Origin of the sequence: Macrococcus brunensis (genome assembly GCF_022343725.1) — a bacterium.
GTDB lineage: Bacteria > Bacillota > Bacilli > Staphylococcales > Staphylococcaceae > Macrococcus > Macrococcus brunensis.
The window spans coordinates 2,084,547-2,110,728 of the sequence record NZ_CP092179.1 but is presented as its reverse complement, the minus strand read 5'-3'; the positions used below and the strand labels follow the sequence as shown (position 1 = coordinate 2,110,728).

The following is a 26,182-nucleotide window of genomic DNA, read 5'->3' as shown; positions in this document are numbered from 1 at the left end:
GTAATGAAAATTATTCCTTGCTTTACGAAACAGTAAAGCCGCATAGACCATAAGGAGGTGTAATTGATGAGAACATACGAAATTATGTACGTTGTACGCCCGAACATTGAAGAAGATGCGAAGAAAGCGTTAGTTGAACGTTTCAGCGAAATCTTAACTTCAAACGGTGCGGAAATCATCGAAGCAAAAGATTGGGGTAAACGTCGTTTAGCTTACGAAATCGAAGACTTCAAAGAAGGTTTCTACCAAATCGTACGCGTTAACTCTACTGATCAAGCAACAAACGAATTCGATCGTTTAGCGAAGATCAATGACGATATTATCCGTCATATCATTGTACGCGAAGAAGAAAAATAATAATCAACGGGGGCGAATTGCATGATTAATCGTGTTGTATTAGTAGGTCGTTTAACGAAGGATCCCGAATACAGAGTCACACCCTCAGGCGTATCAGTTGCTACGTTTACATTAGCGGTTAACCGCACATTTACGAACGCTCAAGGAGAACGCCAGGCGGACTTCTTAAACTGTGTCGTATTCCGTAAACAAGCTGAAAACGTCAATAATTACTTAAGTAAAGGTAGTTTAGCTGGTGTGGATGGTAGATTGCAATCTCGCAGCTATGATAATCAAGAAGGCCGTAAAGTGTATGTGACTGAAGTCGTCTGTGACTCAGTACAGTTCTTAGAACCTAAAGGTGCTAACCAGAACCGTCAGGACAACTCGTCTAATGACTATTCAAGTTATGACCCGGGATTCGGTGGACAATCACAAGGTCAGAATTATCAGGCAAATAATCAAACAAATAACCAGACATCATCTCCTGCATCAAACAACCCATTTGCGAATGCAACAGGGCCGATTGATATCAGTGACGATGATTTACCGTTCTAATCAATAAGTAAGGGAGGCAACAATCATGGCAGGTGGACCAAGAAGAGGCGGACGTCGTCGTAAAAAAGTGTGTTACTTCACAGCAAACGGTATCACACAAATCGACTACAAAGATGCAGAATTACTTAAAAAATTCATCTCTGAACGCGGTAAAATCTTACCACGTCGTGTAACAGGTACTTCAGCTAAATACCAACGTATGTTAACTGTAGCGATCAAACGTGCACGTCATATGGCATTATTACCATATGTTAAAGAGGAGCAATAATATATATTTATAAGAGAAACCCTTTAACCGCAACGGTTAGAGGGCTTTTTTTATGTCTCGGATATGAAAAAAAGGGCAGAAAAAGGGTAGAATGTGAGAAAAACTATATACAAGGTATGGTCTGTCAACATAATATTGGACAGTTTTTATAGAATATTTCTTTATATTCCCTTGGTGTTAGATAATTTAATGCGCCGTGCGGCCTGACATTGTTATACCAGTTCACATAATCAAAAAGTTCAATATTCAAATGATCAATAGATTGAAAGTTATATTGATTGATAAATTCAGTCTTCATCGCTTTAAACGTAGTTTCAGCTACTGCATTATCGTATGGGCATCCTTTCATACTTAGCGATCTCTGGATACCGAAGGTATCAAGCACTTCATCAATAAGATGATTATCAAACTCTTTGCCTCTGTCTGTATGGAACATCTGTACCTCTCTTAAATCATGTCTGATAGTACTAAGAGCTGCTGAAACAAGACGACTATCTTTATTGGGTCCTGCACTGTAGCCAACAATTTCGCGGTTAAAGAGATCAATAAATAAGCATATGTAATGCCATTTTCCTGCCACCTTTACATATGTCAGATCACTCACAAGCACTTCCATCGGTCTTTCTCTATAGAATAATCTGCCCAGACCATTAGTAATATTGCGTTCATTCGACCGATCCGGAAAGGCTCTGTAACGCAGGGAAGTATATGTGGAGATAAGATTTTTAGATTTCATAATACGACCAATCCGTCTCCTGGAGACTTTCAGACCTTGTTTATCTAATGCTATCTTGATTCTTCTCGTGCCAAAACAACGCCTGTTTGTATTGAAGATATGAATGATCTTCTCAGTGACGTCTTCATCAGGCGGTTCTTTTTCTCTGTCACTCAGCTTGTTGACTTCATAATAGTAGGTACTTCTAGGAATCCGCAGGACTTTACACATTGCTGATACTGAATATTTCTCGGCATTCTCACGAATGACGGCTATCTTCGTCCCATGATCAGCGCTGCTTGCTTTAAAATGTCATTCTCCATCTTCAGCCGCTGGTTCTCTTTACGTAATTTCTTGAGTTCCTTCTCTTCATCACTCATATTGTCGTTGTGCAGAAATGACCCTGTGGACTGATGCTGTTTGATCCATTTCCCTAATGCCGAAGGCGTCAGGTCATACTCACGTACAATTTCATTTCTAGGTTTACCATTCTCATAAAGTTTGACCATCTGTAATTTGAATTCTGGACTGAAACTTCTTCTTTCACGTGACATAAATAAATCGCCTACTTTCTTAGATTAACAATATCTATTCACATAGAAATTGTCCAACTAAGTGTAGACGATTCAGACCATGAATAAAGAGTGTGAGTGAAAGAGGTGAAGTTAATGAAAAAAATAAAAAGCGTTTAGATGATGAGCCTATTAGTGTAGAAGAGTTTTTAAAATCATTAGGGGATGCACAAAGAGAACAAGAACAAAAGCTGGCTCAACCTAACCGTTTGGATGGCGAGCCATATACTAAGGAAGAAATAGAGAGCTTCTTTAGTGCAGCAATAGAAAGAGAAGAGAAAAATAATGATGACAAAACCATCTAGTAATTGCTAGGTGGTTTTTGTATATTTAACAGAGGGAGGGTTAAGTATGGATAATATAAACTTCAATTTAATTAGCATAATTTTAACTTCTGGCTTAGTGTCAGGTATTGTAGTAGCACTTATAAATAATTTTTATAATATATATAATCAGAAAAGGCTATTTAATCATGAAATAAATAAAATAAAAATTCAGAATGAACATCAATTAAAATTAGATACAAACAGATTTTTAGTAGAAAAGAAAATTGAAGCTATACAACAACTTAAAGAGAACATAGCAAAAGTATGTAGATATGATTTCAAAGTTATGGAAAAATACCTAAAATTTTTTAGTGAGATTGATAGAAATGACGCACGATATCCTGAGAAGTGGAATATTATTAATAATGAAATTTACCAAATGGATGATAATGGTTATATATTTTTGGAAATAAATAATAACTTTTCCTACTTCCCGGAATTAAGAAGAATTTATTTTGAAAATAATTTTGAACGATCAACAGTTAATCTTACTATTTATTTACCAAAACAAGTTTATGAAAAACGAGATAACCAAGATGTATATTTAAGACTGATAAATGAATATAGTTATAATTGTGAAAGATATAGAAAATGGATTCCTGAATTTATGGAAAGACTAAACGAAGAGCATATGAAAATACTTCAAGAATTACAGTGAAAATTGTTTGATAAAATTTGTTTACTTTAAAATTATGTTTTATAATTGAATATGTGTAGTAGCAGCTTTTGTCATCCCGACCTAAGCTGCTCTTTTTATGCAAAATTCCATATAAAGTTTTATATACAGGAGATTATTGGTAAAAGTATAATTAAAATACTACACATAGAAAGAGGTTAGGGAAATGGAAAGTCAAAGAGTCGTTAATTTTTACTTTTATAACGTATTTGAAGTTGATGAGCGACTAAGTAATAAGCCGGCAGATTTAACAGAATTATTTAATGAACTTTATAATTTGTACAATCCGGCAAAAGATTCGAGTAATGATATTGATAAAACTAGATTAGATAATGAGCAAGGAGAAAATGTAGAGGAAAATCTTTTAGACTATTTAAAGATAATTCCCTATAATGACGAAAAAGTAAAGTTAATTTATGTATATAAAAATGAAAATGATTATTTCCATCTAACGTTTGAAAGATTACATCATGTTATACCGAACGTGAGTAAAGTGTTAGGATCAACTAAACCTTTAGATTTAGAAGATGATGAATATATTGGTCATCAAATTACAGTTTTATATGATCCTTTTAAAAAAGTATTTATGATACAGAGAAATATTAGCTCCTTGAGTCCAAATGGCGTTGAAATATTTATAGATACTTTATATCGAGAAAAATATGATAATGGAAGAGAGATTAAACTTAGTCTCATTGAAGATGAAAGAAGAAAACAAGAGGTATTTAATGCTGAAGAGTACCGTGATTTTTTTGTTAGAATTACACGTGAATCATCAAAAGATTTATTTAAAAGAATTTTTCCAAGCAACAGAGATATAAATGTAGAATATGTAGAATTCAGAGTTAAAGCTGAGAAAGTAAATGATGTATACTTTGAAAATGACGCAGCTAAAGAAATTATAGAGACTTATAAAAAAAATAAAGATGTAGAAAAATTAATGGTTAAAGCTAGAATTAACGAAAATGAAAATATCTCAGTAGTAGATGTATATAATCAAAAACTTCAGAGACAGATAATATTTACTAAAAATGATAGATCTGAATTGAATACTGATGAGGTTTTTTCAAGGATGCAAGAAATCTATAGGGATGATGTAGTACACCATATCCCAGATTAACTAAAAGGTAGAGGTGATTTAAATGACTTTCAGTAAAATATCAAATTTAATTATATTTATTTTAATGACTATTCTGATATATATAGGTTACAAAGTAAAATTTGATATAAGTGTATTTAAAGGCACCTCTACTGCTCTGGAAGCATATATTAATTTTTCAAGTATCAGTTTAGGTTTTCTAGGGACAATAATTAGTATGGTTACAGTATTATCCAAACAACCATTTTTGCAAAGTGTCTTATCTAAAAAAGAAGCAAAAGCAGATTTTATATTGCTTGGAATAATGACTTTATTATCCGGTTTTATAACTATAATTTTAGCAGTTAGTTTGACTTTTATAATTGGAAATGAAAATACCGGCAACAATATATCATTATTTACAGGTAATATTCTTATAGCACTTATTATTTTGTATTTTTGGAATTTTATTTTATTCTTAATAATTAATTTATTTTCGATTTTCAATGATGTTTAGTATAAATTAATATCGAATCCTAAAAACACAATTTAACTAAGGGCAAAAAAAGGGCAGATATTTGCTACTAAGGGCAAGGCCAGGAAACACTTTTAAGATACGCACCGCTTCAAATCCTTGATATATAAGGTTTTGAGACTTTGGGGAAGTGGTAAAAAATGCTGTATCTGAAAGAGGAGCAATAATATTGCAGACCTTTCACTTCAATAGTGAAAGGTCTTTTTTTAGTGAAAATTGCATCCCTTTTTCCCATAGCAATTTTAAGTTATTTTTTAAATCATATTAGTTAAGTCAGATATTAGAAAAAAATGAAAAAAGCTGACAAAAATTATGATAATATAAGGAGTAATGAGGGGAAACGAGGTTATTGAAATATGGCAAATACGGCGTTCACACCAGTGATTATTGGTGCTAATATACATGCATATGCAGCAGCTGCATCGTTCCATGAAGATTATCAAAAAAAATCAATTGTAGTAGCAGCGGGGAAGCTGGCATTTACAGAATTATCTTCTTTAACAGAAGCCTATATAATAGAACCTGAATTATATCAGGATGAAGTGTTCATAAGAACTTTAAATGAGATAGCGGAGAAGTACGGTCAACAGAAACTACTGCTCGTTGCGACAACAGATGAGTATGTGAAACTACTTATTAAACATAGTGATTCAATTAGTGAGCGATTCATCTTAAACTTTCCAAGTCAGGAACTATTTGATCAGTTCTATTACAAGAAGCATTTTTATCAGTTATGTGAACAATACGGATTAGATATCCCTAAGACCTTTACAATAGATTGTCATGAACTGACGACTTTTCATGAAGAAGTGATGTTCCCGGTCATTATCAAGGTGAATGATGGCACAGCTTATTTTGATCTTCATTTCCCGGGTAAACAGAAAATCTACCGTCTTACTTCATACGATGAAGTTAACCAGACTATTAAACTGCTGTATGATAATGGTTACCGAAAAGACCTGATTCTGCAGGAATATATTGAAGGAAATGACCAGGAACTCTGGGATATGGTTTATTACAGTGATCGGAACGGCAAAGGCCAAGTGGTGACACTCGCACAAGTTTTATCACAAGAGCCTCAACTGACAGCTGTCGGCAATTATACGGCACTTATTACACACTATCAAAAAGAGCTGATGGACAAAGCTGTCCGCATGATGGAAGATACGGGTTACAAAGGCTTTGCGAACTTTGACTTGAAGTATGATGCACGGAACGGGAAATTTAAATTTCTGGAAGTTAATTTACGTGCCGGTCGTTCAAGTTCATATGTCAGAGAAAGTGGTTATTCCATTGCGCGCTGTTATGTGGAGGATTTAATTGAACATAAAAGTCATCCGCTTGTTTATTTAGACAAAAAAATGATTTTTACAGTCATTCCGCCGGCTCTCATTCTACAAGGAATCAGTAGTTCCGAGCTCAAAGAGGAAGTGAGAGGGCTTATTAAACAAGGAAGGACATTTAATCCTTTAAAATATAAAAAAGACCGTTCTCTGAAAAGAAAGATTTATCTGAAGCTGCGAGACATGAATTATTTCAAAAAGTATCGTAATAGAGAGTGGGAGCAGTCATAAAAAAAATCTTAGGCATTACCGGACTGACCCCAATTAATGGGACAGAATAAAAAACACTCTTGTTGAATTCATATAAAATGAATTTGATAGGAGTGTTTTATTATGCAGAGAATTGCTTATTCAAGTGAAGTTAAATGGAAATGTGTAAAAATGAAAGCCGAGGGCTTTTCCACAAGAGAGATTATGGATGAGCTAAATATCAGAAACAGAACCCAGGTCAACACTTGGTGGAGATGGTATAAAAATAATGAGACCCATCGTTTCGATCAGAATGTAGGAAAACAATATAGTTATGGCAAGGGCACTGAGGAATTATCTGAGATCGAACAGCTTAAACTGGATAACAAGAGAAAAGCAGCTGAAATTGATGTTCTAAAAAAGTACAGGGAGTTGGAAAGGAGCTGGTACCAGAAATAGTTGTTAGTTTAGTCGAGAGTCTGAAGAATGAACATCCATTATCACTTATTTTATCCACACTGGAGGTAGCAAGATCTACTTATTACCGCTGGAAGAAACAGTCGGACAGAGCAAAAGATGAAATCACGATAAAAATAGGTGAGCTGTGCAAAAAATATAACTACACCTACGGTTATCGTAAAATCTGTTACCTCTTAAACAAACAGACCAAGCAGCGTGTTAATCACAAGCGAGTCCAGAGAATTATGCAGAAAAATAAATGGAACTGCAGAGTCAGAGTCAAGAAGAAAACGCGTATAGGCCGGCCCTACCATCTTACAGACAATCTGTTGAAGGGTGATTTTAAATCTGATCAACCTCTGACCAAGCTCGTGACAGATATCACTTACCTGCCTTTCGGTAATACGATGCTTTATCTTTCATCAATTATGGACCTTCACAATGGTGAGATTGTGGCATTCACCATAGGTGATGTACAGGATACAAACTTCGTCCTTGATACACTGAATCAGCTCAATATCCCGAAGGGATGTATGCTTCACAGCGATCAGGGAAGTGTCTATACTTCAAGGGAGTATTACCTGGCATGTAAGGAAAAAGGCATCATCCGTTCGATGTCCCGTAAGGGGACACCGTCAGATAATGCCTGTATAGAATGTTTTCATTCCACACTAAAGTCTGAAACATTCTACTTAAACAGTGAGCAAAAGAACTCTAACTTTATTGTAAAAGAGATTGTGAGTAATTACATCAAAAATTATAATGAAAATAGAATTCAACAAAAATTAGGCTACTTATCTCCGGTTCAATACCGAATACAAGCAGCCTTATAAAAAGTGTTTTTTATTCCGTCCCATTTTCAGGGTTCAGTACCTTACGCCTAAGATTTTTTTTACAGATGATCTAAAATAATAGATGTAATGACGCCTGCTGCAGTGAAAAGACCTACTAATGCGCCGCCATCTTCATAGGCTTCCGGCATCATAGTGGCACCAATCATGGTGATGATACCGCCGGCAGCAAAGCTTGAAATAATAGAGATAACAGCTGGATCAGCATGATCAAGGAAGATATAGCCGAATAAGGCACTGAGACCTGCTACAACGGTAACAGCAACGAATAGGCCGACGACTTTACCTTTAGACTGACCACTTTTTAGCATACCTGATGTACTAGATAAACCTTCAGGAATATTACTGATAAAAATAGCGAGTAAGAGTAACATACTGACACCTTTACCACCAATTAACGTTGTTCCGAGCATAATAGACTCAGGAATCGCATCCATTACAGTTCCGATAAAGATACCAAGGCCGCCACCAGAATCGTTACTATCTTTCGCATCATCTTGTTTAAGCTCATGAGCATTAGAACGTTTACGGTGTTTTCCACCGTGGCGAGATAAAATGCCTTCTATTGCAGTGAAAACAAAAGAACCAGCAATAAAACCGATCAATGTATTTTGCAGTTCACTTTTATCGAGTGATTCCTGCAGAAGTTCAAATGTCGCTGCACCAATTAAAACTCCGACACCAAAAGCCATAATAAAACCTAATATTTTACGGGGAATATGAATAATCATACTAATGATAGCGCCGAGTAGCACTGCGCCACCTGATAATGCGCCCCAGAAAAAAGCTGCTCCCATTTTTTATCCTCCAAAAAACCCCGGAAGATTTCTTCCGGGGTCATGTTTAATTAAGTTATGATTAACGACGGTCTAATAAATCGTTGTCGCGGTCGATAACTTCACCGTCAACATGACGACCATTTGTGTCATCGATATCAACTTGCTCTTTACGTACAGTTTCAGATACGTGAGCTGTGTCTTGTACACGGTTTTTCTTAATTACTAATTCTTCAGCTACAACATTTTCTTTTTCAACGTTGATGCGTTCTTCAGTTAATGGTACACGGATAGTATCGTTATCTAAACGGTCAAAGTCAACATCTCCGTCTACTCTTTCGTCTACACGACGACGTTCGATAGTAACTTCGTCACGGCTTACAGGTACATCGAATTCTTGACGCTCTTCAACTACGTCTTTGTCGATACGTACTTCACCAGTTTGAACATTATCTTTACCTACGCGAAGGCGTTCTTCGTGTAAACGGATTTTTTCGTCATGTGATAAGTCTGTACGGTTAGCGATATCTTCGTCGAATACGTACTCGTCACGACGTCCATCTACTAATTCGTTGTTGTCTACGCGGTCAAATTCGTTACGGTTTAAGTCATTGTTAAATTCGTTTTTCATGTCTACATGTTCCTCTCTAGTTTGTAAGTTATTTGTACGGTGTTTCTCAGAATACTCGGCATCAGTGTCAGATTGTACACTTTGTCTTCCAGTCAGACCAGTTGTTCCGTCATCAGGATTAGAGTACGCTCCTTCATGTAATGTCTCGTTACGATCACGGTTTACTGCATCAGGGTTAGCAAATCCGCCAACTACACCATTTGTGTAAGTGTCGTTGTGGTGAGCCTGACCTTCAACGTAATTGTGATCTCTTTCTGTTGTAGAAGTATTGTAAGTTGCATCATTATCTACATAAAGTAAGATGTTGCCACTTTCAACTTCTCTTTCATATTGATTGCGTTCAGCATCTGATAAGTTTAATTTATCAAATACACGTGCCTGAGGATCTTCCCCAGTGAAGAGTGAAGCTACTTTATCGCCAAATGATCCATCAGCATTCTTGAAGTTAACATCTGTATAGTTCAATGCAGAACCTTCAAGTTTGTTTTTAGAAATGACGTGTAAGTCGCGTTCAGCTACTCCTTGAGACTTCAAGTTATCAATTCTACCTAATAATGCTTGTTCACTAGAAAATGATTCAATGTTTCCCATTGTAATTCTACCTCCCAATCACTAATGTGTTGTAAATCTCTAAGGTGTCGTTTTGATTTTCTTGTGATGTTAGAAATATACCCGACGGCTCCCACCCTAAACACTTAAAAATTAAAATAATTAAAAAAATATTAGAAATTAATCCGTTTACATTAACCAAAATAAGGGTGAAACCTTGATTCTATGCGGATTTGTCCTTGATATTCGACTCTAAATTTGTTATCATCAATTAAATAAAAAATTAAATAAAACACTCATATAATTAAAGAATATGGCTTTGAAGTATCTACCACGCACCTTAAATGACGTGACTATGAGTAAAAAGTGAATCCATTCTCAGCAGAGTCTGGACATTCTTTTTTTACTCGCCTATTCCAAAAGGTGAGTTTTTTTATTTTAAGGAGGACAATCGTGAAAGAGTTACAGCAGAAAGTGAAAGATGAAGGCGTAGTGATTGCAGGTTCGGTTCTTAAAGTAGATGCTTTTTTGAATCATCAGATTGATGCAGCGCTGATGAAGAAGGTAGCAGACCATTTTTATGATTACTATAAGAATAAAGATGTTACGAAAATACTGACGATTGAAGCAAGTGGTATTGCGCCTTCTATTATGGCGGCGCTCGCATTCGACGTGCCTTGTCTATTTGCAAAAAAGGCGATTCCTTCAACACTGACTGAAGAAGTATACGCGACAGATATTCATTCTTATACGAAGAACAAAACAAGCCATGTAGTCGTTTCACAGAAATTCCTCTCAGCTGATGATAAGGTCCTGATTATCGATGACTTCCTGGCAAACGGCGAAGCAGCACTCGGCCTTTACGATTTAGTCAAACAAGCTGGGGCTGAATGTGTCGGTGTCGGTATTGTTATCGAAAAGAGCTTCCAGCAAGGTGCAGACCGTCTGAAGAATGAAGGACTAGATGTCCTCAGTCTCTGTCGTATTACTTCATTAGAAGGCGATAAAGTGACTTTAGTAGGAGAAGAATAATGAAAAACCTCCTATTAAGTATCCAGCACCTTCTGGCGATGTATGCAGGTGCTATTATCGTTCCGATTATCGTCGGTAAAGCGCTTGGCTTCTCTGGTGAAGAAATCGCGTATCTTGTCTCTATTGATATCTTTATGTGCGGAGTAGCGACTTTCCTGCAAGTCTACAAAGGAATTGGTATCGGCCTGCCAGTCGTTCTTGGCTGTACATTTACCGCTGTCACGCCGATGATTATGATTGGCTCGAAGCATGGTATAGACGTCTTGTATGGCTCGCTTTTTGCGTCGGGTATCATTATCGTCCTGATTGCCCCGTTCTTCTCTTATTTAGTCAAGATCTTCCCGCCGATCGTCACGGGCAGTGTTGTGACGATTATCGGAATCACACTTATGCCGGTTGCAATGAATAACCTGGCAGGCGGCCAAGGTTCGAAGTCTTACGGCGATCCGCTGAATATTATACTCGGGCTGATGACCTTGATTATTATTTTAGTGATTCACCGTCTTTCATCAGGTTTTATTCGTTCTATAGCAATCTTACTGGGACTGGTTGTCGGTACTATCGTAGCTTCATTTTTCGGATTAGTAGATGTCAGTGCCGTTCATAACTCAAACTGGTTTGAACTTCCTAAACCATTCCGTTTCGGCGGCTTTAAATTCGAAATCGGCTCTATATTACTCTTCGTTATTGTCGGTATCGTCAGTCTGATTGAATCGACAGGTGTTTATCACGCTCTGAGTGAAATCACGAAGACACCGATTGAGCGTAAAGATATCTCTAAAGGTTACCGCGCTGAAGGGATTGCGATTGTACTCGGTTCTATTTTCAATGCCTTTCCTTATACAGCTTATTCTCAGAACGTCGGACTTGTCTCTTTATCAGGCGTCAAATCAAAAAACGTCATGTACGGTATGGTGGCACTTCTTATCTTAGCCGGGTCGATGCCGAAGTTTGGTGCCCTTGCAACGATTATTCCGACCCCTATTCTCGGTGGAGCCATGATTGCGATGTTCGGCATGGTAATGGCCTATGGTGTTAAGATGCTGGGTGCAATCGACTTCACGAAGCAGGATAACCTGCTGATTATCGCTGTGTCAGTCGGTGTCGGTCTCGGTATTACGACTGTCCCAGGTGCATTTGCCAAGTTTGGTGAAGACTATGCATGGCTGACACAAAACGGGATTGTGCTCGGTACACTGACAGCGATTTTACTGAATTTATTTTTTAATGGTATAAACAATCAACAAATTGAAGAAACTATGAAATAATAGGTTATCAAATAAAATGGAGGTATCAATCATGTGGGAAACTAAGTTCCAAAAAGAAGGCTTAACATTCGATGATGTATTACTGATTCCAGGGAAATCTGACGTACTGCCTAACCAAGTTGATCTGAAAGTGGAATTATCAGACCGTCTTAAATTGAACGTACCGATTTTATCAGCAGGTATGGATACAGTGACAGAAGCAAAAATGGCGATTGCGATGGCACGTCAAGGTGGACTCGGTGTGATTCATAAAAATATGTCTATTGAAGAACAGGCAGATGAAATCCTGAAAGTTAAACGTTCAGAGAACGGCGTTATTACAAATCCTTTCTTCCTGACACCTGACGAGCAGGTTTTTGCAGCGGAACATTTAATGAGTAAATACCGTATTTCTGGTGTACCGATCGTCAACAGCGAAACAGACATGAAATTAGTCGGTATTTTAACGAACCGCGATCTACGTTTCATTGAAGATTATTCTATTAAAATCTCTGACGTCATGACTAAAGATGACTTAGTGACTGCACCGGTCGATACAACGCTTGAACAGGCAGAAAAGTTACTGCAGCAGTACAAAATCGAAAAATTACCGCTTGTCGATGATGCGGGTGTCTTAAAAGGACTTATCACAATCAAAGATATCGAGAAAGTCATTGAGTTCCCAAATGCAGCGAAAGATAGCCATGGACGCTTACTTGTTGCCGGTGCTGTAGGTATTGCCAAAGATACACTTACTCGTGCTAAACATTTAGTTGATGCTGGAACAGACGCTCTTGTCATTGATACAGCTCATGGCCATTCTAAAGGTGTACTGGATATGGTTCATGATTTAAAAGAAAACTTTCCTGAGGTAACGCTGATTGCAGGTAACGTTGCAACAGCAGAAGGCACAAGAGCGCTGTTTGAAGCAGGTGCAGATGTCGTTAAAGTCGGTATTGGACCAGGTTCTATCTGTACGACTCGTGTTGTTGCAGGTGTAGGGGTCCCACAGATTACGGCGATTTATGATGCAGCAGGTGTTGCACGTGAACTCGGCAAAACCATTATCGCAGACGGCGGTATTAAGTACTCAGGCGATATCGTTAAAGCCCTGGCATCAGGCGGACATGCTGTTATGCTTGGCTCATTACTCGGTGGTACAGAAGAAAGCCCTGGGGCTACTGAAATCTACCAGGGACGTCAGTACAAAGTTTACCGCGGTATGGGTTCACTTGGCGCGATGGAAAAAGGATCTAAAGACCGTTACTTCCAGGATGACAAAGAAGCGAAAAAATTCGTACCAGAAGGTATTGAAGGACGTATCGCTTATAAAGGTGCGCTTCAGGATACTATCTATCAGTTAGTCGGTGGTATCAGAAGCGGTATGGGTTATACAGGTTCTAAAGATCTCGAGGCCTTACGCGAAGAAGCACAGTTCATCAGAATGACAGGCGCAGGCTTAAAAGAGAGTCACCCACATGATGTACAGATTACTAAAGAAGCACCGAACTATTCTATCTAATTAAGGAGACTGACTAATGGAAATGGCATTTGAACAGGAATTAATCCTGGTACTCGATTTCGGCAGCCAGTATAACCAGCTGATTACTAGACGTATTCGTGAGATGGGCGTCTACAGTGAGTTACATGATCACGAAATCTCAATCGAAGAAATCAAGAAAATGAATCCGAAAGGGATCATCCTGTCGGGCGGACCGAACTCTGTATACGAAGAAGGATCATTTACAGTAGACCCTGAAATCTTTAATTTAGGCGTACCGGTGCTCGGTATCTGTTATGGTATGCAGCTCATGACGAAACTGCTCGGTGGCTCTGTAGAACGCGCGAATGAACGCGAGTATGGTAAAGCGATCATCACAGCAGAAACACATTCTCTTTTCCACATGCTGCCTGAAGAACAGACGGTCTGGATGAGTCATAGTGATAAAGTCATCAACATCCCTGAAGGATTCCGTATGATTGCGAACTCACCAAGCTGTAAGTATGCAGCAGTAGAAAATGCAGAACGTCAGTTATACGGCGTACAGTTCCATCCGGAAGTTCGACACTCAGAATACGGCAATGACTTACTGCGTAACTTCATCCGTAAAATCTGTAACTGTACAGGTGAATGGACGATGGAAAACTTCATCGACATCGAAGTTGAAAAAATCCGTGAGCAGGTTGGCGATAAAAAAGTATTATGTGCAATGAGCGGCGGTGTGGATTCTTCAGTTGTAGCCGTACTTCTGCATAAAGCAATCGGAGATCAACTGACTTGTATCTTCGTTGACCACGGTTTACTCCGTAAAGGTGAAGGCGATATGGTCATGAAGCATTTCGCAGAGGGCTTCAATATCAACATCATCCGTGTAGACGCAAAAGACCGCTTTATGAGCAAGCTCGCTGGCGTATCAGATCCTGAGAAAAAGCGTAAGATTATCGGTAATGAATTCATCTATGTCTTTGACGATGAAGCGTCTAAACTGCAGGGTGTTGAGTTCTTAGCTCAAGGTACACTGTATACTGACATTATTGAATCAGGTACAAAGACTGCACAGACGATTAAATCACATCATAACGTAGGTGGTTTACCGGAAGACATGCAGTTCAAACTTATCGAACCAATTAACACACTTTTCAAAGATGAAGTTCGTGCACTCGGTGTCGAACTTGGGATTCCAGAACACCTCGTATGGCGTCAGCCGTTCCCAGGACCAGGACTTGGTATCCGTGTATTAGGAGAAATTACAGAAGAGAAACTGGAAATCGTCCGTGAATCAGATGCCATTTTAAGAGAAGTAGTGGCAGAAGCGGGACTTGAACGCGATATCTGGCAATACTTCACTGTACTTCCTGACATCCGTTCAGTCGGTGTTATGGGCGACTACAGAACATATGACTACACAATCGGTGTCCGTGCCGTTACAAGTATCGACGGCATGACAAGTGACTTTGCACGTATTGACTGGGAAGTTCTGCAGAAAGTTTCCAGCCGAATCGTCAATGAAGTCAACCACGTCAACCGCGTCGTGTATGACATCACATCTAAGCCACCAAGCACGATTGAGTGGGAATAATAGGAAACACCCCTTTAACAGTTGTTAAAGGGGTGTTTTTCTTACTTGATATAGCGTTTGTATTGAGATACATCCAGACCGTCTTTTTTCGCTTTCTTAACGATATCAGAAATTGTATTAAGGCCAAGGTCTTTGAAGTATTTTCTAAGCTCTGCTTTAGTCGCTTTATCTGCATGTTTGTCGAGTAAGACATCGACGTAAGCTAATTCATGTTCCGGTAGTCTTGAGTCGTCGTGAAGAACAATTCCATTTTGTGAAATAGTTTTTGCGCTTGCTGTCTGTGGTGTGAAGATAACACCTGTTGCGAGTAAGCTAAGGGCTGCAGTAGAAAGTAATAAGTTCTTTGGATTCATTTTTAAACACTCCTTTGGGTTATTTGTCACTATCTTACAGCCTAAACTGATGGGTGTAAATAGGAGTTAATACGATTTAATAATATTTAAGAATTAGTTCATAAATTATTCTAATATAATAGATGCGATTAAAAGGTGCAGATGGTTAAAGGTTTTAGTTTCGTGGTATTAATGAGTAGCAGATTAAATTTGAAATTAAGGAGGTATTTTAATGGTTAAAGTTGTGATTCAGGAATTAGTGCAGGAACCTGGTACAGGTGGAGATGGCGGCGGTGAAGTAGAATTAGAGTCGTTACCTAAAGTAGGGGATCATTTAGACTTAGAAGGTGGCACAAAAGGTGTAGTGACAGAAGTCGATACAGAAGCTTCTGAACTTTTCAATGACAAAGAGGATATTGAAGCAGTTGTGACAGTACAGCTGGATAAATAAGAAAAACACTCACCGCGGTGAGTGTTTTTTTAGTAGATTTGATTCGCAATCATATAGAAGATAACTATTAAAATCCCCATGATAATAGCATATTTGAAATTGAATGGTTTTTTAGTTTTGGAGAAATGATTGAGAAGACGATCTGTAATTAGATAGACAATCTCGAAGACGACAAACATGAGCAGGCTTGTCAGCAGTAAATTCATTGCGTGACCTCCTTATCGATTTGTATTCATTGTACCATTTTTATGTGTGTAAGATAATGGGAGTAAGGAAGAGGGGATAACATGTATAAATTTAGAAATGTGAAAACAGAAGATCTTGACCGTATTACTGAGCTCGAAGGTCGGGCTTTTATACCTGAAGTTGCAGATACGAAAGAAGCATTCAGAGAACGTATTGAAAAAATATCGGATACTTTTATTGTTGCAGAAGATAATAATGAAGTAGTTGGATTTATTAATGGACCCATCATTAAACAGCCGTATATCACTGATGACCTGTTCAAGAAAGTGCCTGATACGACGAATGGTGAATTCCTTAGTGTGCTAGGTCTTGTAGTAGCTGAAACGCATCAAGGACAAGGGCTTGCTGGTTTATTACTTGACCGATTTACGAAGCGGGCGGAGAAGCTGAAGACAAAAAGCATCACGCTGACTTGCATAGAAAATCTTGTGCCGTTTTATGAGCGATATGGTTTTGAAAGTCACGGACCTTCTCGCTCCCAGCATGGCGGCGAACAATGGTTTAATATGGTGAAGAGTATAGATAGAAGAGAGCAGTGATGCTCTCTTCTTACATTGAGAGCAGGTATATGCCGACTGAGTATATAACCGCAAAGACAGCAGCACCACCCAAGGCATTTTTAATTCTCAAAGGCTCTGAGCGATTCGTCAGCCGATTCGTCAGCCAATTGAGTATGATATAACTCAGTGAAAAGACGGTGAAACAAATAATAAGATTGAACAGAAAAGTTTGTAAAGCCATGTTAATGACCTCCTTTTAAACAAGTATAATAATGCATCATTTTATTCACAAATATTTGATGATATTTCCAAAGTAGCCCTTGTATTCATAGCACTTTACATGTAACCTTAATAAGGAAATTTAATATTCTTAAGGAGGATTCAATAAATGGACTATTTATTGATATTTTTTAATGTTTTAATTCTTATTATCCTGATAGGAATACTTATTTATATGTATAAGAAGCACGTTTCTTTTTCAAAACGAGTATTCACAGGTATGGGTTTAGGTATTTTATTAGGAGTTTTAATCCAGGCCTTATACGGGGCTGACTCTGATATCACGATGAGCACGTTAGACTGGTATAGCATAGTAGGGAGCGGTTATGTTCAGCTTCTGATGCTGATTGTGGTGCCACTGGTCATGGTTTCAATCATTCGTTCAATCATCAATCTGAATAAGACCGAACAGTTAGGTAAAATGGCTGCATGGGTCATCGGTACACTGATTACAACGACTCTGATTGCAGCCATCATCGGTATTGGTTCGGCTCTGTTATTTGATCTGAATGCTGACCAGATTACAATTGGTCAGGAACAGACTGAACGTGGCCAGATGATAGAAGAGAAATATAATACGATGGAACAGAAAACAATGCCTCAACGCGTACTGAACTTCATTCCAAGTAATATTTTCTTAGATATGACAGGACAGCGCCCGACTTCTGTTATTGCAGTCGTTATTTTCTCATTTTTAGTGGGAATAGCTACATTAGGCATTCGTCGTAAACAGCCTGAGCAGGCGGAACTATTTGTCCGTATGGTTGATTCTATCTTTGCGGTGGTTATGCGTCTTGTGACAATCGTCTTACGTTTAACGCCTTTCGGTGTTCTTGCATTAATGGCGACGATGGTTGCCAGCACGAGCTATGCAGGTATTCTGCAGCTCGGTAAATTTGTCATCGCTTCATATGTTGCTTTAGGTACTATGTTTATCATTCACCTTGTATTGATTAGTGTATTTGGCCTTAATCCAATGACTTATCTGAAGAAGGTCTTTCCGGTTCTCGGTTTCGCGTTTACTTCACGTTCAAGCGCAGGTTCTATTCCGCTAAATGTGACGGCACAGCGTGAGGCGTTAGGTGTCGACGAGGCGACGGCCAATATGTCTGCATCATTTGGTGCGACTATGGGACAGAACGGTTGTGCAGGTATTTATCCGGCTATGCTTGCTGTAATGATCGCGCCTACTGTTGGGATTAATCAGATGTCATTTGAATTTATTGCTCAGCTGGCGCTGATTACAGCTATCAGCTCATTCGGTGTAGCGGGTGTCGGTGGCGGTGCAACGTTTGCGGCCATTATCGTGTTATCTTCAATGGGTTTACCTGTTGCCCTTGCCGGTGTCTTAATCACAGTTGAACCGCTTATTGATATGGGACGTACGGCACTGAATGTTAATGGCAGTATGTTATCAGGGACAGTAGCTTCAAGAATGTTAGGTACATTTAAGCGTTCAGTATTTGAAAATAAGAATGCAATAGTCGAACAGAAGAATTAGTAAAGGAGAGAGCAGAGATGCTCTCTTTTTTAATGGGGAGTCCGAATTGTGTATGAATTTTGGACTGAGTGGCGTCAACTACGCCACTCGCGGACAAAATCGAGTTTGAGTGTCGTCAACTGCGACAGTCACGGACAAAATCTGGTCTGAGTGGCGCCACATTTAATCTTTGCTATAATAAATGCGACTGGAGTTGATTATTATGATTAAACTAAAGAATCCCCGTCCTATCTATCTGAAAGGCGGTAACCATGCCATCCTGCTCCTGCATTCTTTCACGGGTACAGTGCGTGATGTAAAAGGACTGGCTCAAAGACTTAATAATGAAGGTTTCACGACGTATGTTCCTTCTTACCAAGGTCACGGGCTTCTGCTGGAGGATTTCGTAAAATCTGATATGGATGACTGGTGGCAGAATGTGTTGGAGAGTTATAAGTTTCTTAAGCAGGAAGGATATGAAACAATCAGTGTAGCTGGTGTGTCATTAGGTGGTCTTTTTACCTTGAAATTACTTGAAATATTTCCTGATATTCATTCCGGTGTAGCGATGTCTGTTCCTCGTTTCAAAGATGAAGCAGGGATCTTTTATCGTCTCGAACAGTATAGTACCCGTCTCGATAAAATGCTCGGATTGAGTGAAGATGAACATGCCGAACAGATCGCGCACATTCAGAACTACCATCTTGGTGCACAAAAATTCTGCCGGATGATCGATGAGATTATGACGGGTTTATCTCAGATTAATCAGCCTGTCCTTATTATGTACGGTGGGCGTGACGATGCATCTTATGCTGAAAGTGCTCAATATATATTCCAGAAATTAAAAGAGCCTAAACAAATAAGCATTATATCAGAAGCCGGACATTTGATGCCTTTAGGACGAGGCCAGCTTCAGACAGAAGAAATGATTGTTTCATTTTTCTGTCACAAAAATGTCTAATCATCTGACGATTAATTTTGCACAGGATGGTGTATGATAAGAATACGATATTTAAAGGAGTGAGATAATGTCTTCGAATATTAAGAAGCTGATTGTATTTATTCTCGGTCTCGCTGAAATCATGGCTGGCTTTGCCATTTACGAAACTTCTAAATTCGGTTCATTCACATTTGTAGCGTTAGGTATTCTCTTTATCGCTATCATGTTTCTGATTGATCAGCGTTCAAAGGATCCATACAATAGTCGATATACAAATTAAACTCTGAGTCCTAGGACTCAGAGTTTTTTTTCGTTTAGTCTTCTTTCTGCAGAAATCTGATACATTTCATCTCTGAGATGAATGATGTCATCTTCAATAAGAGGTTTAAGATGAGGTCCTGTTTTTAAAAGTTCGAAGTAAGGCAGGTCTCTATCGATTTCCCGGGTTATCGTCAGATGTCCAATTTCATGGATATCACCATCGTTACGTAGAACTTCAATCGACTGCGGTGCTATGTAACGTTCGACGTAGAGCTTAATATCCTCTTCATATTTCACGTGGAACCGCACATAATCCTTATCTGTCTGATAGTAATGCAGATTATGATAGGTCTGATATTTGCGTAAAGTAGAAAGAGGAAAATGTGAGGCGAATTTACCTAGTCGCTGACCGAAACCTTCCAACTGTCCAATTTTACGCACAAGGTTAAAGCGGACAAACCAGTCATCTGTCTGCTTGATGGCATTAACATAAGTCATCAGCTTTAAGACAGATTCACGCTTTACAAAAGGGAAATAAGGAAAATTGACGAAGATGAAATTAGAGTCGGTTTTCTCAAAATGAATCGCTAGTCCTTTTAATGATACAAATTGTTCAGGTGTTCTTTTACTGGGCGGCGCATCTGACAAGCGGATGACAGCTCTTTCTGTAGCGCCGAGAAGGGCTTTTCCTTCCGGGGTCAGTTCAACCTTTGCATCGTAGTAATAGCCTCTTGCGTGCGCTCTTTTCAAACCTTTGTCGTGTACGCCGAGCATCTCGATATAGTTGATAATTCTTTCAGCTATTTTAGTCATGATCTCCACATCCTTTTTTACTCTATACCCCTCACCGCAAAATAAGAACTGACAATCGTCAGTTCTTTAAATACTTATTTATCAGCGCTTCAACTTCATGTTTCCAGAAGAAGCGATCTAATTTATTTTTATGAACCACTTGTATGAAATCATTGGTCAGCCACATGGAAAGGACTTGTGGTGGCACGCCCATATCATAGATTTCATTTGCAGTCACAAAAGCATCGCGATGAGATTCCATTTTTTCACCTTCTAATTGATTCTATTCAGATAACCATCTTTCATCTCGTAAACTTTGTCAAAATATTGAGTCAGTCGTGTATCATGGGTCACAATAATAGCTGCTTTCTCCATGCTCTTGACTTCATCACGAATCAGCTCAATGACAGCAAATGCTTTTTCACTGTCAAGACTTGCGGTCGGTTCATCTGCCAGGATCATCGCCGGATTCGTATAAATCGCTTTTAAAATAGCGACACGCTGCCGCTGACCACCTGACAGTTCACTTGGATACTGATTCATCACTTTTTCAAGGCCCAGTGTATTGATTTTACTTGCTAACTCTTCTTTAGACAGATGATTGCTGTTCACTTTATCCAAAAGCTTCAGCTGATCTTTTACTTTGAGAAAAGGAACAAGATTGGACGCCTGTAAGATAAAGCCGATTTCTTTTAAGCGTGTCTGCGCTCGTTTTTTTTCATTAAACGAGGTCGTATTCGTCTGATTGATCATAATCTGTCCGCTCGATGGCTGCTGCAGTAGACCTGCAATCGTCAGAAACGTACTTTTACCGGATCCTGAAGGGCCGATAATAGCGACCATTTCACCACGTTCCAGATGGAAGTCGGTCGGTTTGAGCGCTTCAACATATGTGTTATCTTTCCCGAATGATTTAGAAACACCTTCTAATGTTAAGACCATTTTTTCACCTACCCGATAGTTTTAAGTGGATCGACTTTTTGAATAGAACGGATTGAGAACAATCCACCTAGTAAAGCAGTGATAATCAGTGTAGCAGCATATAGGGCAATCAATTGCCATTTAAAGATGATAGGGACAACGGGTGGCATAAAGTAAGCTGTCGCAAGTGTCAGTGCGAGTGAAATGAGGACAGCGATAACTGAAAGAATAAGCGTCTGATAAAGGACCGACTTCGCCAGAAAACCATTGCTTAAACCTTGAGCTTTCAGCAGGCCATAAATCGGTGCTTTCTGAATCGTGATGACGTATAAGAAAATGCCGATGATAAATGCTGAGATGGCGAACAGGAAATAACTCATGAAATCGAGTGTCAGTTTCTGTTCAGTGTATCCTGGCAGTTTCTTGATGAAAGATTCAGTATCCACAACCTGCAAGTCACTCTTCACATCGACATCTTTAAAGTCAGGGTCTTTAACGACAAAAGCATTGACCTTATCTTTCATACGGTTATTTGTAAGGACATCGACTGTCTGGTTATTCGCATATAAAATAGGTGCCGCATTATATTTAGCTCTTGCAGTAAAACCAGTGATTTTCAGATTGTCATTTGTGCCAGCTAAATCCAGTGTATCGCCGATTTTAAAACCTTTTTCCTTTAGTGTATCATCTGCAACTACTTCAAAATCTTTCTTGAATGTTTTGCCGTCGCTCACTTCCGGCGCAATAAAAGTATCCTGATCGATCCCGAAAAGAAGCGCATTTTGTTTGCGATCATCCGTTGATGCGATGACGGCAGTATTTTTAATTGGTGCGACTTCTTTAAATTTATCTTTTATCTCGTCTTTGTCTATGACAGATTGCGCAAGGTTCTGATTTGATTCATCTGTCATGACAATAGCATCGCCGCCCCATGTATCGATTGCTTCACGGTTCATGTTCATCAGACCGTTGGACAGACCGGATATTAAGAAGAGAAGATAACCGATCAGAACAAGAACACCAATAATTAAACTGAACTTTAATTTGCTGTAAATCAATTCTTTCCAGGCTAAGAACATTTTTTCGCCTCCACATTATTGAAGTAAATAAGTTTTGATGATCCTGTCGAGCTGTTCATCAGTCAAGTTCAATCGATGTTCACCGCTTTCAGCGAGGAGTGCTTCAGTATTGGCATCTTCAAACGTCACCGATTTTTTGAAATATGGATCAAAGACCGCGATGTAGGAATTAAGTAGACGTTCTTCTTCTGTCATGCTGGTTTTTGCACTATCAGGCGCTACAACGAGCTGTTCAAAGTTCAGATATTTTTTAATGATTGCAAGAATATCACTATTTCTAGGAGGCGCACTATTGGTGATGTGATAAATCTTGTTGTCTTCTGCTCTCAGTGCATGCGTCAGCACTTTAACGACGTAATCAACAGGCACTAAGTTCGATGTGCCATCATCGTGGCCGAATAGACGGAACTGCTGAGTCATGTCAGTACGTGACATTTTACGGCGGAAGATTTTCAGAGCTTTCATAAAGCCGTATAAGGTAAATTTGGAATCTGCAGCGCCTGTCACTGAATCACCGATAATAATAGCGGGACGCAGAATAGACTTCTTCATTGGAGCCTGCATCACTGCGTGTTCAGCCAGCAGCTTACTTTCCTCGTAAGGATTATTGACAGGTGTGTTAAGGGGATGAAGCTCTTCTTTCGCATATTCATTTTGCCCCGTTGTGTAGGCAGTTGAGACATAGAGAAAATGCTTGGTACTTAGTGATTCAGCTAATGCGAGTGCATGTTTAGTACCTTCTGAATTGATATTGAATAAGTCTTCACGCAGTTCTTCATCAAACTTGACGAGTGCTGCGAGGTGATAAAAATAATCGATAGCAGGTAATGATTCAGTTACACCGCAGTTTTCCTGGATAATATCTCCTTTTACAAAGTGCAGAGATGCATCAGGTAACTGTCTGATGAGTTTATCCTTCCTACGTTCATCACGATAGAGGATGTAAAGATCGTGCTCTTTTGCGAGCTGTTTAATAAGTTCAGCGCCGACGAAACCAGTCGCGCCTGTTAAAAAGATATTCAGAAAATCCACTTCCACTTCATTCTAATTCTATCCACTTTTAATGGTTATAAATATCATTGTACCTTTGTTGAAAGGTGTTTAACAAACATTATGAAGACGAGACATTATTTTCAAAAATCAGTTCTGTCTTCAGCTGATCGGTTGCTTCATAAACATTCAGTTCTTTTAAATAGTTAATCAATTGCTGCTGTAGCTCCTGAGCTTCTTCTTCTGTTTTAACTTTAGAGGATAGCTCCACAATTCCTTCATCTGCTATCAACCAGCGCTCCAGTTTGATTTTGTAGCCATTTAGCTTGCCGGTATGGCGTTCGAATTCGTACGGCCCGACAAGCGTTGATTCATCGAGTTCAGTTAGAAAAGGTTCAAATATCTCTGGTGCTTCGCTAGTCACATGATGATGACTTTTATCGAGCGCGGGGAGGATGTGAGCATTGACAGGGATTTCTACAACATGAGTCACGCTGAGCGTCTTTTTGTTGACGCCGTATTCTACTTCCAGCTCTCCGTCGATACCTTCCTCCTCGGCCTGCTGGATGGCATCATCAATCGTAGTGAGTACTGGATAGCGTTTCTTATATTGTATCTCCATAAATTCATCATCTTCGGATTTGCGGATACGCATCGTCACTTTGTTATGATAGTTGCGTTTAGAATCATGATCGATAAACTGAACAAGGAAATCTTCATCCCCTTTTTTAGCATTAAAGGCTTTTAATAGACTGGACTTGATGTGTCCTTTTTTGTTGAGTACTTCTTGTACGACTGCAAAAACTTTTACTTCATATTTCATTGATTAATCCTCACTTTCATTCAGCTTTCTTTACCCTGTTTTGTACAATATAAAAAAAATAATTAAACGCGTTGACAAAAAAATCTCAATGTTATAAGATAGATATTGTCTTATTTGGAGGAATACCCAAGTCCGGCTGAAGGGATCGGTCTTGAAAACCGACAGGGGCTTAACGGCTCGCGGGGGTTCGAATCCCTCTTCCTCCGCCATTTATAGATTATAATAGACTTTATATAGATAAAGATGTTCTGAGAAATCAGGGCATCTTTTTTTGTTTATATAAATCATTTTAGTGAATAAATTAACTTTGAAACCCTTTTCAATTTATGTTTACAAAGCTTGTATAGACACGTTACAATGAGGTTAATTTAACAAAGGGAGATGGAGAGATGGCAGTAAATAGAGATGATGTCAGACGCATTATTAGTGCAATTGGCGGTAAAGAGAACGTTAATGCAGCAACACACTGTGTGACGCGACTGCGTTTAGCACTTGATGATGAATCGAAAGTCAATAAAGAGGAATTAGATAAGATTGATTTAGTTAAAGGGTCTTTCGCAGCGAATAATCAGTTTCAGATCGTTATCGGCCCCGGTACTGTAGATGAAGCATATAAAGTTTTCACTGAAGAAACAGGAATGAGCGAAAGCACAAAAGATGAAGTCAAAGCAGCTGCAGCAGATAAAATGAATCCATTGCAGCGTGCGATTAAAACATTGGGTGATGTCTTTATCCCATTACTGCCTGCAATCGTGACAGCGGGTCTTTTGTTAGGACTTAACAATGTCCTGACTGCTGGAGGTTTATTTGGTAAACAGTCACTTGTTGAAATGTATCCGCAATTAAGAGATTTAGCTGAAATAATTAATTTCATCGCAGGTGCTCCGTTTATTTTCTTGCCCGCTTTAATTGGTTGGTCAGCTATGCGTGTATTTGGAGGCAGTCCAATACTAGGTATGGTTCTCGGTTTAATTATGTGTCATCCAGGTCTTGCATCTCAATATAGTCTGGGTAATGCTGATACAGGAGAACTGACTAAAATCCCTCAATGGGATGTGTTTGGTCTTCAGATTAACAAATTAAATTATCAGGGACAGGTCTTACCTGTACTCATTGCAGCATGGTTCCTCGCAAAAGTAGAGCGTTTCTTAAATAAACGTGTGCATGATTCAATCAAGATGCTGGTTGTAGGACCTGTATCATTATTATTAATTGGTTTCCTGTCATTCTTAATCATCGGTCCAGTAGCATTATGGCTAGGTACACAGATTACAGATGTCATTCAATTTATCTTCACAAAAGCAGGCTGGCTAGGCGGTTTAATCTACGGGCTTGTTTATGCACCGCTCGTTGTAACAGGTCTTCATCATATGTTCCTGGCTGTTGACTTCCAGTTACAGAACTCGCAGCTTGGCGGAACTTATTTATGGCCGATTTTAGCGATTTCTAACATCTCACAAGGTTCTGCAGCATTCGCAGCATGGTTCCTGTACAAACGGCGCAAAATGGTTAAAGAAGAGGGGCTTGCACTGACATCCGGTATTTCAGGCTGGTTAGGTGTTACTGAACCTGCTATGTTCGGTGTTAACATCCCTCTTAAATATCCATTTATTGCAGCAGTGGTAACGACAGGGATTGTGGGAGCGATATTTGGGTCACAGCAGTTATTAGGACGTGTGGGTGTGGGAGGCTTACCTGGGATTATTTCGATTAACGAAGGCTTCCGTCTCACTTTCTTCATCGGTATGATTATCGCTATCGTACTACCTGTTATTCTGACTTTAATCTTCTCGAATTTTGCAAAGAAAAAAGGCGAAGAAGTCGTTGTAGAACGTGTGAAGGATACAAAATAAGAACTGAAGGAGTT

General features: G+C 38.9%; 31 protein-coding genes, 1 tRNA gene and 1 riboswitch. Of the genes, 20 read left to right on the top strand and 12 right to left on the bottom strand.

The genetic code is table 11. From position 1 onward, the window contains the following. The first annotated feature begins 66 nt into the window (after positions 1–66). From rpsF to rpsR, 3 genes are read left to right on the top strand one after another with little or no spacing between them, the layout of a single operon-like run. Positions 67–357 carry a 30S ribosomal protein S6 gene (gene rpsF / locus MGG13_RS11220; RefSeq protein WP_133417643.1) on the top strand — a complete coding sequence of 97 codons (291 nt, stop codon included), beginning with the start codon at positions 67–69 and terminating at the stop codon, positions 355–357. Between the two features lie 21 nt (positions 358–378). Continuing rightward, a complete protein-coding gene (gene ssb / locus MGG13_RS11215; protein WP_133432496.1) occupies positions 379–894 on the top strand; it encodes a single-stranded DNA-binding protein in 516 nt (171 codons plus the stop codon). 25 nt (positions 895–919) lie between these two features. Then, positions 920–1,162, top strand: a complete 243-nt coding sequence (rpsR, locus tag MGG13_RS11210; RefSeq protein WP_133417641.1) for a 30S ribosomal protein S18 — start codon at positions 920–922, stop codon at positions 1,160–1,162. A 124-nt stretch (positions 1,163–1,286) separates the two neighbouring features. Here the strand turns inward: rpsR and MGG13_RS11205 are convergent. Further along, positions 1,287–2,431, bottom strand: a protein-coding gene (locus MGG13_RS11205; RefSeq protein WP_239034911.1) for an IS3 family transposase whose coding sequence is annotated in 2 segments (ribosomal slippage) — positions 1,287–2,185 and positions 2,185–2,431 — 1,146 coding nt in all. Because the reading frame shifts where the segments join, the coding sequence is not laid out codon by codon here. Between the two features lie 92 nt (positions 2,432–2,523). Between MGG13_RS11205 and MGG13_RS11200 the strand changes: the two genes are divergently transcribed. From MGG13_RS11200 to MGG13_RS11175, 6 genes are all read left to right on the top strand, one after another. Further along, positions 2,524–2,754: a hypothetical protein gene (locus MGG13_RS11200; protein ID WP_239034910.1), complete on the top strand. Its 231-nt coding sequence runs from the start codon at positions 2,524–2,526 to the stop codon at positions 2,752–2,754. 46 nt (positions 2,755–2,800) lie between these two features. Beyond that, positions 2,801–3,433: a hypothetical protein gene (locus MGG13_RS11195; protein WP_239034909.1), complete on the top strand. Its 633-nt coding sequence runs from the start codon at positions 2,801–2,803 to the stop codon at positions 3,431–3,433. Positions 3,434–3,617: 184 nt separating this feature from the next. Then, positions 3,618–4,571, top strand: a complete 954-nt coding sequence (locus MGG13_RS11190) for a DUF6731 family protein (RefSeq protein ID WP_239034908.1) — start codon at positions 3,618–3,620, stop codon at positions 4,569–4,571. Between the two features lie 22 nt (positions 4,572–4,593). After that, positions 4,594–5,046: a hypothetical protein gene (locus MGG13_RS11185; protein WP_239034907.1), complete on the top strand. Its 453-nt coding sequence runs from the start codon at positions 4,594–4,596 to the stop codon at positions 5,044–5,046. Between the two features lie 374 nt (positions 5,047–5,420). After that, positions 5,421–6,638 carry a carboxylate--amine ligase gene (locus MGG13_RS11180; protein WP_239034906.1) on the top strand — a complete coding sequence of 406 codons (1,218 nt, stop codon included), beginning with the start codon at positions 5,421–5,423 and terminating at the stop codon, positions 6,636–6,638. Between the two features lie 99 nt (positions 6,639–6,737). Beyond that, positions 6,738–7,888, top strand: a protein-coding gene (locus tag MGG13_RS11175; RefSeq protein WP_133432853.1) for an IS3 family transposase whose coding sequence is annotated in 2 segments (ribosomal slippage) — positions 6,738–7,011 and positions 7,011–7,888 — 1,152 coding nt in all. Because the reading frame shifts where the segments join, the coding sequence is not laid out codon by codon here. A gap of 59 nt (positions 7,889–7,947) precedes the next feature. Here MGG13_RS11175 and MGG13_RS11170 read toward each other — a convergent pair. Together MGG13_RS11170 and MGG13_RS11165 are read right to left on the bottom strand one after the other, a co-directional pair. Then, complete coding sequence (locus MGG13_RS11170) at positions 7,948–8,703, bottom strand: ZIP family metal transporter (protein ID WP_239034905.1); 756 nt, start codon at positions 8,701–8,703, stop codon at positions 7,948–7,950. A 61-nt stretch (positions 8,704–8,764) separates the two neighbouring features. Then, positions 8,765–9,904 carry a DUF2382 domain-containing protein gene (locus tag MGG13_RS11165; protein ID WP_239034904.1) on the bottom strand — a complete coding sequence of 380 codons (1,140 nt, stop codon included), beginning with the start codon at positions 9,902–9,904 and terminating at the stop codon, positions 8,765–8,767. A gap of 234 nt (positions 9,905–10,138) precedes the next feature. Then, a riboswitch (purine riboswitch) is annotated at positions 10,139–10,238 on the top strand. Positions 10,239–10,315: 77 nt separating this feature from the next. Between MGG13_RS11165 and xpt the strand changes: the two genes are divergently transcribed. From xpt to guaA, 4 genes are read left to right on the top strand one after another with little or no spacing between them, the layout of a single operon-like run. After that, positions 10,316–10,894 (top strand): xanthine phosphoribosyltransferase, encoded by a 579-nt coding sequence (gene xpt / locus MGG13_RS11160; RefSeq protein WP_239034903.1) that lies wholly within the window; start codon positions 10,316–10,318, stop codon positions 10,892–10,894. Beyond that, positions 10,894–12,162 (top strand): nucleobase:cation symporter-2 family protein, encoded by a 1,269-nt coding sequence (locus tag MGG13_RS11155; protein ID WP_239034902.1) that lies wholly within the window; start codon positions 10,894–10,896, stop codon positions 12,160–12,162. Before xpt ends, MGG13_RS11155 begins: the two co-directional genes overlap by 1 nt. 31 nt (positions 12,163–12,193) lie before the next feature. Then, positions 12,194–13,663, top strand: coding sequence for an IMP dehydrogenase (guaB, locus tag MGG13_RS11150; protein WP_239034901.1), 1,470 nt, complete (start codon positions 12,194–12,196; stop codon positions 13,661–13,663). Positions 13,664–13,679: 16 nt separating this feature from the next. After that, positions 13,680–15,221, top strand: a complete 1,542-nt coding sequence (guaA, locus tag MGG13_RS11145) for a glutamine-hydrolyzing GMP synthase (RefSeq protein WP_239034900.1) — start codon at positions 13,680–13,682, stop codon at positions 15,219–15,221. A gap of 41 nt (positions 15,222–15,262) precedes the next feature. On the opposite strand, the gene spn is transcribed toward guaA, so the two are convergent. Further along, positions 15,263–15,574, bottom strand: a complete 312-nt coding sequence (gene spn, locus MGG13_RS11140) for an SPIN family peroxidase inhibitor (protein WP_239034899.1) — start codon at positions 15,572–15,574, stop codon at positions 15,263–15,265. 211 nt (positions 15,575–15,785) lie between these two features. Between spn and MGG13_RS11135 the strand changes: the two genes are divergently transcribed. Beyond that, the gene (locus MGG13_RS11135; protein WP_239034898.1) at positions 15,786–16,004 is read left to right on the top strand and encodes a hypothetical protein; all 219 of its coding nucleotides are present in this window, start codon (positions 15,786–15,788) and stop codon (positions 16,002–16,004) included. A gap of 29 nt (positions 16,005–16,033) precedes the next feature. Here the strand turns inward: MGG13_RS11135 and MGG13_RS11130 are convergent, their stop codons facing one another. Continuing rightward, positions 16,034–16,210: a hypothetical protein gene (locus MGG13_RS11130; RefSeq protein WP_239034897.1), complete on the bottom strand. Its 177-nt coding sequence runs from the start codon at positions 16,208–16,210 to the stop codon at positions 16,034–16,036. Positions 16,211–16,291: 81 nt separating this feature from the next. Here MGG13_RS11130 and MGG13_RS11125 point away from each other — a divergent pair, with 81 nt between their 5' ends. Next, on the top strand, positions 16,292–16,789 hold the full coding sequence (locus tag MGG13_RS11125) for a GNAT family N-acetyltransferase (protein WP_239034896.1): 498 nt from the start codon (positions 16,292–16,294) through the stop codon (positions 16,787–16,789). A gap of 10 nt (positions 16,790–16,799) precedes the next feature. Here MGG13_RS11125 and MGG13_RS11120 read toward each other — a convergent pair whose 3' ends face one another. Further along, positions 16,800–16,991, bottom strand: coding sequence for a hypothetical protein (locus tag MGG13_RS11120; protein WP_239034895.1), 192 nt, complete (start codon positions 16,989–16,991; stop codon positions 16,800–16,802). A gap of 147 nt (positions 16,992–17,138) precedes the next feature. Between MGG13_RS11120 and MGG13_RS11115 the strand changes: the two genes are divergently transcribed. From MGG13_RS11115 to MGG13_RS11105, 3 genes are all read left to right on the top strand, one after another. Then, positions 17,139–18,530: an L-cystine transporter gene (locus tag MGG13_RS11115; protein ID WP_239034894.1), complete on the top strand. Its 1,392-nt coding sequence runs from the start codon at positions 17,139–17,141 to the stop codon at positions 18,528–18,530. A gap of 202 nt (positions 18,531–18,732) precedes the next feature. Continuing rightward, a complete protein-coding gene (locus MGG13_RS11110) occupies positions 18,733–19,470 on the top strand; it encodes an alpha/beta hydrolase (protein ID WP_239034893.1) in 738 nt (245 codons plus the stop codon). Positions 19,471–19,537: 67 nt separating this feature from the next. Further along, positions 19,538–19,729, top strand: coding sequence for a hypothetical protein (locus tag MGG13_RS11105; RefSeq protein WP_239034892.1), 192 nt, complete (start codon positions 19,538–19,540; stop codon positions 19,727–19,729). Between the two features lie 17 nt (positions 19,730–19,746). Here MGG13_RS11105 and MGG13_RS11100 read toward each other — a convergent pair whose 3' ends face one another. The 6 genes from MGG13_RS11100 to MGG13_RS11075 form a co-directional block, all read right to left on the bottom strand. After that, complete coding sequence (locus MGG13_RS11100) at positions 19,747–20,523, bottom strand: catalase family protein (RefSeq protein ID WP_239034891.1); 777 nt, start codon at positions 20,521–20,523, stop codon at positions 19,747–19,749. A 58-nt stretch (positions 20,524–20,581) separates the two neighbouring features. Next, positions 20,582–20,764, bottom strand: a complete 183-nt coding sequence (locus MGG13_RS11095) for a hypothetical protein (RefSeq protein WP_239034890.1) — start codon at positions 20,762–20,764, stop codon at positions 20,582–20,584. A gap of 11 nt (positions 20,765–20,775) precedes the next feature. Beyond that, positions 20,776–21,444, bottom strand: a complete 669-nt coding sequence (locus MGG13_RS11090; RefSeq protein ID WP_239034889.1) for an ABC transporter ATP-binding protein — start codon at positions 21,442–21,444, stop codon at positions 20,776–20,778. Between the two features lie 8 nt (positions 21,445–21,452). Beyond that, positions 21,453–22,502 (bottom strand): ABC transporter permease, encoded by a 1,050-nt coding sequence (locus MGG13_RS11085; RefSeq protein WP_239034888.1) that lies wholly within the window; start codon positions 22,500–22,502, stop codon positions 21,453–21,455. A 15-nt stretch (positions 22,503–22,517) separates the two neighbouring features. Next, entirely contained in the window at positions 22,518–23,534 is a 1,017-nt protein-coding gene (locus MGG13_RS11080; protein WP_239034887.1) for an SDR family oxidoreductase, read from the bottom strand. A 79-nt stretch (positions 23,535–23,613) separates the two neighbouring features. Then, on the bottom strand, positions 23,614–24,315 hold the full coding sequence (locus MGG13_RS11075; protein WP_239034886.1) for a hypothetical protein: 702 nt from the start codon (positions 24,313–24,315) through the stop codon (positions 23,614–23,616). A gap of 116 nt (positions 24,316–24,431) precedes the next feature. On the opposite strand from MGG13_RS11075, the gene MGG13_RS11070 reads away from it, so the two are divergent. Beyond that, a tRNA-Ser gene (locus tag MGG13_RS11070) sits at positions 24,432–24,524 on the top strand. Positions 24,525–24,704: 180 nt separating this feature from the next. After that, positions 24,705–26,168 carry a PTS system trehalose-specific EIIBC component gene (gene treP, locus MGG13_RS11065; protein WP_239034885.1) on the top strand — a complete coding sequence of 488 codons (1,464 nt, stop codon included), beginning with the start codon at positions 24,705–24,707 and terminating at the stop codon, positions 26,166–26,168. The last annotated feature ends 14 nt before the right edge of the window (positions 26,169–26,182 follow it).